Annotated in this window: 15 protein-coding genes; 8 read left to right on the forward strand and 7 right to left on the reverse strand. The window is 70.1% G+C overall.

Annotated elements, in window-relative coordinates; all coding sequences use genetic code 11:
• Positions 1–7 precede the first annotated feature (7 nt).
• From NQV17_RS19525 to NQV17_RS19540, 4 genes are all read right to left on the reverse strand, one after another.
• The gene (locus NQV17_RS19525) at positions 8–1,075 is read right to left on the reverse strand and encodes a homocysteine S-methyltransferase family protein (RefSeq protein ID WP_257773523.1); all 1,068 of its coding nucleotides are present in this window, start codon (positions 1,073–1,075) and stop codon (positions 8–10) included.
• Positions 1,076–1,394: 319 nt separating this feature from the next.
• A complete protein-coding gene (locus NQV17_RS19530; protein ID WP_006477667.1) occupies positions 1,395–1,652 on the reverse strand; it encodes a DUF3567 domain-containing protein in 258 nt (85 codons plus the stop codon).
• A 244-nt stretch (positions 1,653–1,896) separates the two neighbouring features.
• The gene (locus tag NQV17_RS19535) at positions 1,897–3,180 is read right to left on the reverse strand and encodes a DUF3108 domain-containing protein (protein ID WP_257773524.1); all 1,284 of its coding nucleotides are present in this window, start codon (positions 3,178–3,180) and stop codon (positions 1,897–1,899) included.
• A gap of 148 nt (positions 3,181–3,328) precedes the next feature.
• Entirely contained in the window at positions 3,329–4,204 is an 876-nt protein-coding gene (locus NQV17_RS19540) for an IclR family transcriptional regulator (RefSeq protein WP_257773525.1), read from the reverse strand.
• A gap of 127 nt (positions 4,205–4,331) precedes the next feature.
• Here NQV17_RS19540 and NQV17_RS19545 point away from each other — a divergent pair, with 127 nt between their 5' ends.
• From NQV17_RS19545 to rfaE2, 6 genes are all read left to right on the forward strand, one after another.
• Positions 4,332–5,324: a fumarylacetoacetate hydrolase family protein gene (locus NQV17_RS19545; RefSeq protein ID WP_059465886.1), complete on the forward strand. Its 993-nt coding sequence runs from the start codon at positions 4,332–4,334 to the stop codon at positions 5,322–5,324.
• Between the two features lie 131 nt (positions 5,325–5,455).
• On the forward strand, positions 5,456–6,283 hold the full coding sequence (locus tag NQV17_RS19550) for an enoyl-CoA hydratase/isomerase family protein (protein WP_257773526.1): 828 nt from the start codon (positions 5,456–5,458) through the stop codon (positions 6,281–6,283).
• A 79-nt stretch (positions 6,284–6,362) separates the two neighbouring features.
• Entirely contained in the window at positions 6,363–7,115 is a 753-nt protein-coding gene (locus NQV17_RS19555) for a PhaM family polyhydroxyalkanoate granule multifunctional regulatory protein (RefSeq protein ID WP_257773527.1), read from the forward strand.
• Positions 7,116–7,139: 24 nt separating this feature from the next.
• Complete coding sequence (locus NQV17_RS19560) at positions 7,140–8,366, forward strand: patatin-like phospholipase family protein (protein ID WP_257773528.1); 1,227 nt, start codon at positions 7,140–7,142, stop codon at positions 8,364–8,366.
• 476 nt (positions 8,367–8,842) lie between these two features.
• Positions 8,843–9,721, forward strand: coding sequence for a ferritin (locus NQV17_RS19565; protein ID WP_059451551.1), 879 nt, complete (start codon positions 8,843–8,845; stop codon positions 9,719–9,721).
• A gap of 162 nt (positions 9,722–9,883) precedes the next feature.
• Complete coding sequence (rfaE2, locus tag NQV17_RS19570; protein ID WP_151068638.1) at positions 9,884–10,369, forward strand: D-glycero-beta-D-manno-heptose 1-phosphate adenylyltransferase; 486 nt, start codon at positions 9,884–9,886, stop codon at positions 10,367–10,369.
• Positions 10,370–10,385: 16 nt separating this feature from the next.
• Here the strand turns inward: rfaE2 and NQV17_RS19575 are convergent, their stop codons facing one another.
• From NQV17_RS19575 to NQV17_RS19585, 3 genes are read right to left on the reverse strand one after another with little or no spacing between them, the layout of a single operon-like run.
• On the reverse strand, positions 10,386–10,628 hold the full coding sequence (locus NQV17_RS19575; protein WP_124571358.1) for a hypothetical protein: 243 nt from the start codon (positions 10,626–10,628) through the stop codon (positions 10,386–10,388).
• Between the two features lie 60 nt (positions 10,629–10,688).
• A complete protein-coding gene (locus NQV17_RS19580; RefSeq protein ID WP_257773529.1) occupies positions 10,689–11,477 on the reverse strand; it encodes a type III pantothenate kinase in 789 nt (262 codons plus the stop codon).
• Complete coding sequence (locus NQV17_RS19585) at positions 11,474–12,394, reverse strand: biotin--[acetyl-CoA-carboxylase] ligase (protein WP_124520671.1); 921 nt, start codon at positions 12,392–12,394, stop codon at positions 11,474–11,476. Before NQV17_RS19585 ends, NQV17_RS19580 begins: the two co-directional genes overlap by 4 nt.
• Here NQV17_RS19585 and NQV17_RS19590 point away from each other — a divergent pair.
• Positions 12,393–12,740 (forward strand): hypothetical protein, encoded by a 348-nt coding sequence (locus NQV17_RS19590; RefSeq protein WP_257773530.1) that lies wholly within the window; start codon positions 12,393–12,395, stop codon positions 12,738–12,740. The genes NQV17_RS19585 and NQV17_RS19590 overlap by 2 nt on opposite strands.
• Positions 12,737–12,919 carry a hypothetical protein gene (locus NQV17_RS19595; RefSeq protein ID WP_257773531.1) on the forward strand — a complete coding sequence of 61 codons (183 nt, stop codon included), beginning with the start codon at positions 12,737–12,739 and terminating at the stop codon, positions 12,917–12,919. Before NQV17_RS19590 ends, NQV17_RS19595 begins: the two co-directional genes overlap by 4 nt.
• The last annotated feature ends 8 nt before the right edge of the window (positions 12,920–12,927 follow it).

Consider the following 12,927-nt stretch of genomic DNA (forward strand, 5'->3'; position numbering starts at 1 on the left):
CGGTCGGTCAGGCGGCGTCGCTGTACTGGCTCGGCCAGCGGCGCGGTTTCACGTCGGCGAGCGCCTTCGCGATCTCGGCGATGTGCTCGGGCGTCGTGCCGCAGCAGCCGCCGGCGAGGTTCACGAGCCCGGCCTGCGCGAATTCCTTCAGGAGGCCCGACGTGACGTCCGGCGTCTCGTCGAAGCCGGTGTCGCTCATCGGGTTCGGCAGGCCCGCGTTCGGGTAGCACGACACGTAGGTGTCGCATAGCTTCGCGAGCTCGGCGATGTACGGGCGCATCAGCGCCGCGCCGAGCGCGCAGTTCAGGCCGAACGTGAGCGGCTTCGCGTGGCGCAGCGAATTCCAGAACGCCTCGACCGTCTGGCCCGACAGGATGCGGCCCGATGCGTCGGTGACGGTGCCCGAGATCATGATCGGCAGGCGCTCGCCGGTGTCCTCGAACAGTTCGTCGAGCGCGAAGAGGGCGGCCTTCGCGTTCAGCGTGTCGAAGATCGTCTCGACGAGGAACAGGTCGACGCCGCCGTCGAGCAGCGCCTTCGCCTGCTGGTAATACGCGTCGCGCAGCTCGTCGAACGTGACGTTGCGCGCGCCCGGGTCGTTGACGTCCGGCGAGATGCTCGCCGTCTTCGGCGTCGGCCCGATCGCGCCCGCGACGAAGCGCGGTTTGTCGGGCGTCGCGTAGCGGGCCGCCGATTCGCGCGCGAGCCGCGCCGATTCGACGTTCATCTCGACGACGAGGTTTTCCATCCCGTAGTCGGCCTGCGCGACCGTCGTCGCGCCGAAGGTGTTGGTTTCGACGATGTCCGCGCCGGCGGCGAAGTACTGGTCGTGGATCTCGCTGATGATCTGCGGCTGCGTGAGCGACAGCAGCTCGTTGTTGCCTTTGATGTCGCGCGGGAAATCCTTGAAGCGCTCGCCGCGATACGCGGCTTCGTCGAGCTTGTAGCGCTGGATCATCGTGCCCATCGCGCCGTCGAGGATCAGGATGCGCGATTTCAGCAGCGCGGGCAGTGCGGCGCCACGCGTGTAGGGCGCGTCGAGCGGGGCGGAAGCGGCGAGAGGAGTCGCAGACATGGGCGAGAGACCGGCGAAGACGGGAAAACCGTCATTGTAGCTGGTGCGCCGGGGCGCCGCCCGGCCTCGCGCGGCGCGCAGCCGGCCGGCGCGGCATGCGGGTGGCGCGCACGGTCGTGGTGCAGGCAACGGTGCGGGCCCGATGCCTGCTTGCGTGCGGTCTGCGCGCAATGAACGCGCGTACTCGTGTGCGGGCCGCGCACCGGCGGCACCAAACGAAAACCCCCGCCCGGCGAACCGGACGGGGGCGTGAATCGGAGTGCTCGCGGCGCCGCTTCAGTGCGGCGAATGGCCCGGCGATGCGCCGGGCCGCGGGTCGTCAGTGCAGGACGACGGGCATCATCATCAGGCTGTCAAACTGTCCGAGGAATTCGTCCACTTCGTCGAGCGACGGTTCATCCTCGATCAGCTGCTTCACGTGTGCGCGGAATCGCTCGGCGAGCTCGCCGTCGATGAAGATCTCGCGCTGGGCGTTCTTGTCGACGATTTCGTATCCGCCGGCATTCATCAGATGGTGGCCGGCCTGCGGCGCAAATTCGACGACGCAGTAGTTGGGGCTGTTGTAGATCATTTGCATGGCGGCACTCCTCTTCGCAGTGGCATCTGGCCTTGTTGTCCCGTAGGTGGGGCGGGCTGTGCCGGTTTCAAGGGGCTTGCGCTGCACACCCCGTTCTCCCGTTTGCGTGGGGTGTATCGGTTAGAAACCAATGTCTATCAAACGTTTCTTATTGTGATCCGGTGGACTGAAATAGTTGTTAAAGAGTGTCATCGGCCATTTCGGCGAGTCCTTTAATCGGTCGAAATTGCCGATTGGTCGATCGTCACGGCGCGGACGGCGCCGAGGCCGGCGGCGGCGCCGCTGGCGCGAGCGGTTGCACGGCGGGCGGCGGCGTGAGTTGTGCCGGCTCCGCGGCCGGTGCGCTGGCAGGCGCGTTGGTTGCGCCTTCCTTCGTTGCGCCTTGCGTCGCGCCGGCGGTCGGTGCATCCGGCGGGGCGAGCCGGCCGTGCCACAGCAGCTCGATCTGCGAACCGTTCGGTTCCGATTGTACGAGCCTCGCGGGCAACCAGTCGAGCGACGGCGCGAGCCACATGTCGATGCGGCGCGTGTCGCCGTCGCGGCGCGGCAGCCGCATGAAATGGCGTGCCCGGATGATGCCGGCCTGCGTCTGCACGTCCTCGTCGCCGATCACCGTGATCGGCCAGGTCTCGCCGCTGTTGTTGTCGATCACGAAGAACTGTTGCGTGACGCCCGGCTTGTACGCGGCCGGATTGCCGCGCACGAGCCCCGACAGCTGCATCAGCATGCTGAAGCGATCCTGCACGCCATCGGGCAGCTGTGCGTTGTTCGGCGTGCGCGTGAAGACCACCTGGCGGATCTCGCGGTTGAAGATCGCGATGTCCTCGGGCCGCTTGCCGCGCTTCTCGACATAGCGGTCGGGCGCGACGCCGAATGCGTCGATGCGGCCTTCGCTGCGGTAGGAGAACGGGCCGACGAACGGCACGGGCATCGACACCGACAGATCGTAGGTGCGCCCGTCGGTGCGCCAGTGGATCGTGCCGATCATGTTCTGCATCCCGTTGTAGAACGTGTCGTACTGCAGGTCGCCGGGCGGCGGCGCCGCGAACTTCACGCCGCTCGTCGCGGGGCCCGGCGTCGCGGCACTGGCGCCACTGGCGGCATCGCCGGACGATGCCGCGTGCGCGCCGGATGCGCCTGTCGTGCCGCTCGCGGCGGAGGCGGCGGCCGGCGGCGGCTCGCCGTGCTCGGCCGTCTGCGTCGACGTGAGGACCGGCTCGGGCGACGGCGCGGGCTTCGGTGCAGGCTTCGGCGTGGCGGGGGGCGGTTTCGCCGGCGCCGGCTCGGCCGGATGTGCGGCCGGATGTTCGGCCGGCTTCGGCGCAGGCTGGCGCTCGATCGGCTGCGGCTTCAGCAATTCGATCTGCACCGGTATCGCGGCGGGCGCGGGCGGCGTGAACGCGTCGCGGCTGCGCGTCAGCCACAAGGCCGCGAGCGCGTGCAGCACCAGCACGACCACGAGCGCGATGCCCACGCGCAGCCAGCGGCGGAGCGGGGCGTGACGAGGACGGGTGTCGGCAGGCGGCATCGGCGAAACGGTACAGGGTTGGGGCGGTCGCGGCGCGCAGCGCGCGTCACAGCCGTCGGACCGCCGGATGCGCCGCGCGTTCGCGGTACATCGCGCGGGTGTCGCACGGGTGTCGCACGGGTGTCGCGCGCCCGGCGTGTCAGGCGTGTCAGGCGTCGCGCGCGTCCGGACTATAGCCGAGTTGGTAGGACAGTTTCTGCGCGCAGGCACGCAGCGCGGTGTCCATTTCGCCGCCCCACGCGATGTCGAACATGCCTTCCTGGCCGAGCGCGACGATCGCGAGCGCGAGTTCGCCGACCGCATCGAACACCGGCATGCAGAACGCATGGATCGTCGGCAGCAGCATCCCTTCGACGCGCGCGGCCTGATGCGCACGCACGTCGGCGAGCACCGCCTCGACCTCGTCGAGCGTGCGCGGGCCGCCGTGATGCGGCGAGCGGCGCGTGTCGGCGAGTTCGCGTTCGAGCATCGCCGCGGTCTTGCTGCGCGGCAGGTACGCGGCGAACAGCAGGCCCGTCGCGGAGCCGAGCAGCGGCATCACGTCGCCGAGCTTCAGCGACGCCTTCGCGGGATGGCTCGATTCCATCCAGTGCACGATCGTCGGTCCCTGGTTGCCCCACACCGCGATGCCGACCGTCTGGTCGACGCGGTCGCGCAACTCGGTCAGCGCGATCCGCGCGAGTTTCACGCCGTCGACGCGCGCGAGCCGCGCGAGCCCCATCTGCAGCGCGAAGCCGCCGAGCTCGTAGCGGCCCGACACGGGATCCTGCGACACGACGCCGAGCCGCGAGAAGCTGACCAGGTAGCGGTGTGCCTTCGCCGGGCTCATGCCCGCGCGCTGCGCGAGGTCGCGCAGCATCATCGCGCGCGGCTCGCTCGTCAGCACGTCGAGCAGGCGGAAGCCGACCTCGATCGACTGGATGCCGGAGCGGAGCTTCTCGCCGCCTTCACCGTGTTCGCCGGCGCCGGTGTCGTCGGTGTCGGAATCGGCGGGATCGTCGTCGGGAAGCGGGCTGGCAGGCATGGGCAACGGGGGCGCGACAAGGCGGCAAGGGTCGGGATGAAAACGGCGTGCACGATCGTGGCGCGCCGCACGGATTCACCATCGTAAAATAGATTCCCTCCATCGTCACTAAAACGGCAGATACCCCATGAAACTTGCATCGCTGAAGGACGGCACGCGCGACGGCCAGCTGATCGTCGTGTCGCGCGACCTGCACACCGCGGCGATCGCCGATGCGATCGCACCGACGCTGCAGCGCGTCCTCGACGACTGGGCGTTCTACGCGCCGCAACTGCGCGACCTGTACGACGCGCTGAACCACGGCCGCGCACGCAACGCGTTCGCGTTCGATCCGGCGAACTGCATGGCGCCGCTGCCGCGCGCGTTCCAGTGGGCCGACGGCTCCGCGTACGTGAACCACGTCGAGCTCGTGCGTCGCGCGCGCGGCGCCGAGATGCCGCCGGAGTTCTGGACCGATCCGCTGATGTACCAGGGCGGCAGCGACGATTTCCTCGGCGCGCGCGACGACATCGTGTGTCCGTCCGAGGAATGGGGCATCGACTTCGAGGCCGAAGTCGCGGTGATCACCGGCGACGTGCCGATGAGCGCGTCGCCGGACGACGCGCTGAAGGCCGTGCGGCTCGTCACGCTGGTGAACGACGTGTCGCTGCGCAACCTGATTCCGGCCGAACTCGCGAAGGGCTTCGGCTTCTTCCAGAGCAAGCCGGCCACCGCGTTCGCACCGGTCGCGGTGACGCTCGACGAGCTCGGCGACGAATGGCGCGAAGGCCGCGTGCACCGGCCGATGATCGTCCACTGGAACGGCAGGAAGGTCGGCCAGCCCGACGCGGGCACCGACATGGTGTTCCACTTCGGCCAGTTGATCGCGCACGCGGCGAAGACGCGCAACCTGCGTGCCGGCTCGATCGTCGGCTCGGGCACGGTGTCGAACAAGGACGCGAAGCGCGGCTACTGCTGCATCGCCGAGAAGCGCTGCCTCGAGACGATCGAGCACGGCGCGCCGCAGACCGAATTCATGCGCTACGGCGACACCGTGCGCATCGAGATGTTCGACGCGGCCGGCAAGTCGATCTTCGGCGCGATCGAGCAGGCGGTCGCCCCGCCCGACGGCGCGGCCTGACGCAGACGCGCCAGCCGACGCGAAACCCGGCCCCCGGCCCGCGCGCCGGGTTTCGCCTGATGTTTGCCCGCGCGGGCTTGGCTACACTCGATTCAGGCGCTTCAGGCGTCTCGAGAACCCGGGAGCTGCGCATGGCCGATCTCGCCGCATACGGCGGTTACGAAGCACTGAAGGTGACACGCCGCGATCACGGCGTGCTCGACATCGTGATGAGCGGCGAGGGCGCGAACCGCAGCGGCCTCGCGACCGCGAACGAGCGCATGCATCGCGAGCTCGCCGACATCTGGCGCGACGTCGACCGCGATCCCGACACGCGCGTCGCGGTGATCCGCGGCGAGGGCAAGGGCTTTTCGGCGGGCGGCGATCTCGCGCTCGTCGAGGCGATGGCGAACGACTTCGACGTACGCGCACGCGTGTGGCGCGAGGCGCGCGACCTCGTCTACAACGTGATCAACTGCAGCAAGCCGATCGTGTCCGCGATGCACGGCCCGGCCGTCGGCGCGGGGCTCGTCGCCGGGCTGCTCGCCGACATCTCGATCGCCGCGAAGGACGCGCGCATCATCGACGGCCATACGCGGCTCGGCGTCGCGGCCGGCGATCACGCGGCGATCGTGTGGCCGCTGTTGTGCGGGATGGCGAAGGCGAAGTACTACCTGCTTCTGTGCGAACCGGTGAGCGGCGAGGAGGCCGAGCGGATCGGCCTCGTGTCGCTCGCGGTCGAGCCGGCCGACCTGCTGCCGAAGGCGTACGACGTTGCGGAGCGGCTCGCGCACGGATCGCAGTCGGCGATCCGCTGGACCAAGTACGCGCTGAACAACTGGCTGCGCAGCGCCGGGCCGACGTTCGATACGTCGCTCGCGCTCGAATTCATGGGCTTCTCGGGGCCCGACGTGCAGGAAGGCATCCGCTCGCTGCGCGAGCGGCGCCCGCCCGACTTCCCCGGCGACGCACCGTTCTGACGCGCGTTATGATCGAACCAAAGGCGGCCGCTCGATCCGTGCCGGCCGCTTCGCTCCCCCAGTCAACCAGGACGCCCGTATGACGACCGATGCCCCCGGCTCCAATCCTTTCGCCGGCTTTGCCGGTTTCAAGCCTGCCGACATGCTCGACCGGATGTGGGACATGATGCGGATGACGCCGTTCGGCGGGATGGCGTCGTTTCCCGGCACCGCGTCGGGGCTGCCGCCTTCGCTGTCGAGCATGTCCGACATGATGGCGCCGCTCACGAGCGTCGAGGAACTCGACAAGCGGATCACCGATCTGCGTGCGGTCGAGCAATGGCTCAAGCTCAATCTCGGGATGCTGCAGTCCGCGATCCAGGCACTCGAGGTGCAGCGCGCGACGCTCGCGACGCTGCGCGCGTTCGGCGCGTTCGCGCAAAGCTCGATGTCGGCGGCCGAGGAGGCCGCGGTTGCGGCCGCGCAAGCGGCGTCCGCGCCGCGCGCCGACGCGCAGCAAGCGCCGGACGCCGCCGCCGCGGACGCGCCGCTGGCTGGCGACACCGCGCAACAGGCGTTCGATCCGGCCGGCTGGTGGAATCTGCTGCAGGCGCAGTTCAACCAGCTCGCGAGCCTCGCGATGACGCAGCCGGGGGCGCAGCCCGCGGCACCGGACGACGCCGCTCCGCCCGAGCAGGCCGCACCGGCCGCGCGCGCGGCACAGCCCGCGCCGGCCGCGGCCGCCGCGCCGCGCAAGCCGGCCGCGAAGCGCGCGAAGCCGGCCGATTCGGCCGCGGCGCGCGCGGCAGCCGCTTCGTCGCCCGAAACGCGTCCGCCGAAGCGCTCGACGTGATGCGAACCGGATAGCAGGTCGATCATGCGGCTCGCGCTCGTGCTGATGGGAGGCGGCGCACGCGCCGCCTATCAGGTCGGCGTGCTGAAGGCGCTGGCCGAGATCGCGCGCGAGGCCGATCCGAACCGGCAGACGGTGCCGTTCACGGTGGTCTGCGGGTCATCGGCCGGCGCGATCAATGCGACGTCGATCGCAAGCCATGCTGACGACTTTTCGCACGGCGTGCGGCGCCTGCTCGAATTCTGGGAGCCGCTGCGCGCCGACTACGTGTATCGCACCGACTGGCTCGGCATCGCGGCGGCGGGCGCACGCTGGCTCGCGACGATGACCTTCGGCTGGGCGGCGCGCCGCTCGCCGCGCGGGCTGCTCGACAACGCGCCGCTCGCGCACCTGCTGCAGCGCGAGCTGAGCTTCCACCGGATCGAGCAGATGCTCGAGGCCCGCCTGCTGCATGCGCTGTCGGTGACGGCGCTCAGCTATTCGAGCGGCCGGCACCTGACCTTCTACCAGGCCGCCGAGCCGATCCAGGCATGGCGGCGCGCGCAGCGCACCGCGCGGCTCGTCGATCTGTCGGCGTCGCACCTGCTCGCGTCGTCGGCCATTCCGTTCGTGTTCCCGGCCGTGCCGCTCGTGCTCGACGGCCAGATCGAATACTTCGGCGACGGGTCGATCCGGCAGGTCGCGCCGCTGTCGCCGGCGATCCACTTCGGCGCGGACCGGATCGTCGTCGTCGGCGCGGCCGATCCGCGGCCCGAAATTCCCGCCGCGAACGGCTCGGGGCTGGTGCGCGGTTACCCGACGCCCGCGCAGATCGGCCAGCAGGTGCTCGCGAGCGTGTTTCTCGACTCGATCGGCCCGGACATCGAGCGGATCGAGCACATCAACCGGATGATCGAGCACCTGCCGCACCAGGTCGAAGTCGACAGCGGCTGGCGGCACGTCGACGTGCTCGCGATCGCGCCGTCCGAGCGCATCGAGCTGATCGCCGCGAAACACCTGACGCAGATGCCGGCGACGATGCGCGGGCTGCTCGGCGCGATCGGCGGCAGCCAGCCCGCGGGCGCGTCGTTCGCGAGCTACCTGTTGTTCGAGGAGGCGTTCACGCGCGAGCTGATCGAACTCGGCTACCGCGACGGGCGCGCGCAGCGCGACACGCTGGCGGACTGGATCGCCCGGGCCGACGGCGGCAGTGCGCCGGCGGCCGGCACGCCGCCCGAAGGCGGTCTCGCGACAGGCGAAATACGGGCCTGACCGACAGGCCCGAAAGCGACCCAGCTTACATTTCGGTTGCGTTTTCGCGACGGAACCTGCGACCGATCGCCGCACCGCGGTTGGCGGCCCGCGACCGGTTCCGCGTCTCGGAACCGTCATGTGCGCGTGCTATCATGGCCGCCGCCGTATACACCATATCGAGCAGCCCGCCGGTCCGGCGGTCGCACGGGAACCCGTCCGGGGACCGCGTGGCGCCGGGCGGGCTCGCCACCGAGCCGGCCTGCGCCGGCCCCCACATCAGGCACGCGCGGTCGGTTCCGTTCGAGCGGAGCGGGGTCGCGGCGTGCTTCAAGGCGGCGGCGCGGCCGCCCGGCTGCCGAACGCGGAATCTGCGTCCGGGGGCTGGATTCACGCGTAAAATTAGAGTCTTGGCTGCAAAAAGCGCGTTCGCGCGCCCGCGCGGCAACAGTCACGTTTAGAGAAGTCGCATTGCGCAGAACAGGGGTGGGACCATCATGAACACCATGCTTTATCCGGAACTTTACAGGTCGCTCGAAGCTGTCCGCTGGGACATGGAGAAGGACATTCCGTGGGACAAGTTCGACGCTTCGCTGCTCACCGACGAGCAGGCGAAGACGATCAAGATGAACGCGATCACCGAATGGTCGGCGCTGCCCGCGACGGAAATGTTCCTGCGCGACAACCAGCACGACAGCGACTTTTCCGCGTTCATGAGCGTGTGGTTCTTCGAGGAGCAGAAGCATTCGCTCGTGCTGATGGAATACCTGCGCCGCTTCCGTCCGGAAATGGTGCCGACCGAGGAAGAGCTGCACGCGGTGCGCTTCGAGTTCGACCCGGCGCCGCCGCTCGAGACGCTGATGCTGCACTTCTGCGGCGAGATTCGCCTGAACCACTGGTATCGCTGCGCGGCCGACTGGCACACCGAGCCGGTCATCAAGCACATCTACGAAACGATCTCGCGCGATGAAGCGCGCCACGGCGGCGCTTACCTGCGCTACATGAAGAAGGCGCTGAACAACTGCGGCGACGTCGCGCGCGCGGCGTTCGCGAAGATCGGCGTGCTGATGGCGTCGGCGCGCCGCACCGAGAAGCCGCTGCACCCGACCAACCTGCACGTGAACCAGGCGCTGTTCCCGCGCGACACCGTGCAGTCGCGCCTGCCCGATCCGGAATGGCTCGAGCGCTGGCTCGACGAGCAGATCCGTTTCGACGGCGAGTGGGAAAAGAAGGTCGTCGAGCGGATCCTGCACAACCTGTCGATCCTGTTCGAGCGCACCTTCGCGACCGCGCAGGAACTGAACCGCTATCGCAAGGAAGTCACCGGCCGCCTGCAGTCCGAAAGCGGCCCGTCGTCGGCCGCGCAACCGGCCTGAGGCCGCGCGGCGTCGCAGCCGGCGTGAAGCGCCGCCGGCCGCGCTCGCCGCCCCGTATTCCCGCATGAAGCCCGCCCGGCGATCCGGCGGGCTTTTTATCTGGCGCCGCCGTGTTCCGTCGCGACGTGCACCGCGCGCCGCCCACGCCATCCGAAATCCATCATGCCCGCTACCTTCGAACGCAAGCTGATCACCCGTGACGCGCTGGTTGCGCTGCGCGCTTCGCTGCCTTCGCCCGTCGTGTTCACGAACGGCGTGTTCGACATCCTGCACCGTGGCCACGTCACCTATCTCGCCGATGCGAAGGCGCTCGGCGCATGCCTGATCGTCGGCGTGAACAGCGATGCGTCGGTGCGCATGCTCGGCAAGGGCGACGACCGGCCGATCAACCGCGAGGAAGACCGCATGGCGCTGCTCGCGGCGCTGGAAAGCGTCGACTGGGTCGTGAAGTTCGAGGAGAAGACGCCGGTGTCGCTGATCGAGGCCGTCCGTCCGGACATTCTCGTGAAGGGCGGCGACTACGACATGGACGCGCTGCCGGAATCGGCGATCGTGCGCGGCTGGGGCGGGCGGGCGCTCGCGATTCCGTTCGAGCACGACCGCTCGACCACCGCGCTGCTGAAGAAGGTGCGCGCGCAGCAGTCCTGATGCGGGTGCCGCGCCGTCAGGGCGCGGATGCCGCGAACGGCTCGGCCGTGACGGCCGGCGCGCCGATCGGGCCGCCGATCACCGGCTGATCGGCCGCCTGCGCGAGCGGCATCGCATGCAGCGCCTCGGGCCGCACCTGCCGGGACAGCACGCCCGGTTCGCGCGGGCCGGCCGCCGGCAGCGGCCCGAACACGCCGCGCACGGCGACGAACGCGAGCAGGTTCGCGAGAAAGAGAACAGCGATCAGCCAGCGCAGCATCGTCGACACTCCTCGTCGTTGTTCAGTCGTTCAGTCGGCGCGATGCCGGCCGGTCTGACGTCAATCCTGCGCCGCCGCTTCCGCGGCGATCAGCGCAAGCCCGGACAGGATCAGCGCGTCGTGCCGCGTATGCGGCAGCGTCAGCGCACGCGCGACGTCGTCGGCCGCACCGCCTGCCAGCACGAGCCGCACGGGGGCCTGCCACGCATCGGCGAGATCGCGCCACGCGCGTTCGATCAGCCCCGCCTGCGCGTACAGGCAGCCGGCCGACAGCGAGCGCGGCGTATCGACCTGGAACGGCTCGGCCTGCGCACCCGCGAGCAGCCCGCTCGCGATGTCGGTGGTCAGCGTCGGCAATTGCGCGGTGTGGGTGCCGAGCGCGCGCATCATCAGCGCCCAGCCCGGCGCGATCAGCCCGCCGGTGAAACGACCGTCCGCACGCAGCGCTTCGAGCGTCGTCGCCGTGCCGAACGTCGCGATCAGCAGATGCTCGCCCGGAAACGCCGCATGTGCGCCGATCAAACCGGCCCAGCGATCGCTGCCGAGCTGTTCGGGCATCGTATAGCCGTTCGTCACGCCGCATTGCGCGGGCCGCGAGCGGATCGTCGTGCGCGGCAGGCCGGGCCAACGGGCGTCGAGCAGCGCGTCGAGCCGGGCGGCCACGTCGGCACCCGCGACGTTCGAGATCCATGCGCCGCGCGGACGCGGCACGGCCGACCAGTCGGGATCGGCGCCGCCGTCGCGCGTATGGCCGAACGCGCCGGTGTCGACGAGCGTGCGCTGCGCGTCGGCGAGCGCCCACTTGATCCGGCTGTTGCCGGCGTCGATCAGCAGATGCGGTTCGTTCATTGCGCTTCGCGCAGCGATACGTCGCCGGCCGCGATCGCCCGCACGCCATCGGGCGTGTCGAGCAGCAGCTGGCCGGTCGCGTCGATGCCGGTCGCGATGCCGCGCGCGCGTTCGACACCCTGTTCGAGCAGCACGACTTCGCGCCCTGCGTATGCGTGCAGCGCGTGCCAGCGCGGCAGGAACGGCGCGAGCCCGTCGGTGCCGAACTGCGCGAGGGCGGGGGTGAGCGCGTTCAGCGCGGCGGCGAGCGTATCGGTGAGATTGGCCGATGCGCACGCGGCCGACAGCGCGGCCGGCGGCAGCCCGCTCGCGAGCGTCGCTTCGCGCGCGCGCAGCGCGTCGACCTGCGCGGCGACGGCTTCCGCGCCGCGCACGTTGATGCCGAAGCCGATCACGACGGCGGTCGCGTCGGCGGTGGTCCAGACGGTTTCGATCAGGATCCCGGCGAGCTTGCCGACGATGCGCGGCGTGCCGTCGTCGGTGACCGTCAGCAGCAGGTCGTTCGGCCATTTGAGCGCGACGCGCGTGCGGGCGTCGAGCGGCAGCGCGGCGAGCCCTTCCGCGAGCGCGACGCCGATCGCGATGCTGAGGCCGCCGAGCGCGTCCACGGGGCGCGGCACGATGCAGCCGACCGAGCACAGCAGCGCGTTGCCGGGCTGCGCGAACCACGGGCGGCCTTGCCGGCCGCGGCCGGCCGTCTGCTCGAACGCGACGCGCACGAGCGGCGCGGGCAGCGCGTTCGCGGCGCGCGGCAGCGCCTTGAGGCGCGTCGCGACGTCGGCGTTGGTCGAGCCGGTGGCGGCAACGATGTCGAGCGGCCACGCGCGCGGCGCGGCATCCAGGTGCGCCTCGAGCCGGTTGCGCGCGATGTGCGCGTCGCCGGAATCGGGCGTGTCGGAGGAGGTGGGGGCGTTCATGGTGGCTATTGTAGCGACAGGGGCGGAAGCGGCGCTTGGAAGCACCGGCAGCAATATCGACCGAATCCGGCGCGGCTACCTGTTTTTCAGGCTCGGCTTGCACGGGCGCGCGCATGCCCGCGGTCGGTGTCCTGCTGGACCGCGGGCCTGTTGCCGCTTTCGCCTGCCGAACCCGGCGCCGTTGCGTACCGCCGCCGGCCGGCATCTTGAAATTGGCGACCGGCACGACTACGTTCGAAGTATCCGCTCTGGCGGCATGTTCGACGGCGTTGCCGGCAGTAACGCAGACGAATCGGCGCGCGCCGGCGCGTCCTCGTCGTTGCCGCATCGACGGAAGTGGCGATGAACCCGCTTCATTCGGGTTCGAGCCCGTCCAGCCTGTTCGAGCGCCTTCACCGCAAGACGCGCCGGATCGCCGATGCCGCCGGGCTCCCGACGACGTGTGCCTGTCGCCGGCTGATGGACTCGCTCGAGTCGGCATGGTCGGCGGTGCGAGCGGGTACGTCGCATACGCACCGGCGCTGATGCGGCGG

Source organism: Burkholderia sp. SCN-KJ, from assembly GCF_024656005.1.
Classification (GTDB): domain Bacteria; phylum Pseudomonadota; class Gammaproteobacteria; order Burkholderiales; family Burkholderiaceae; genus Burkholderia.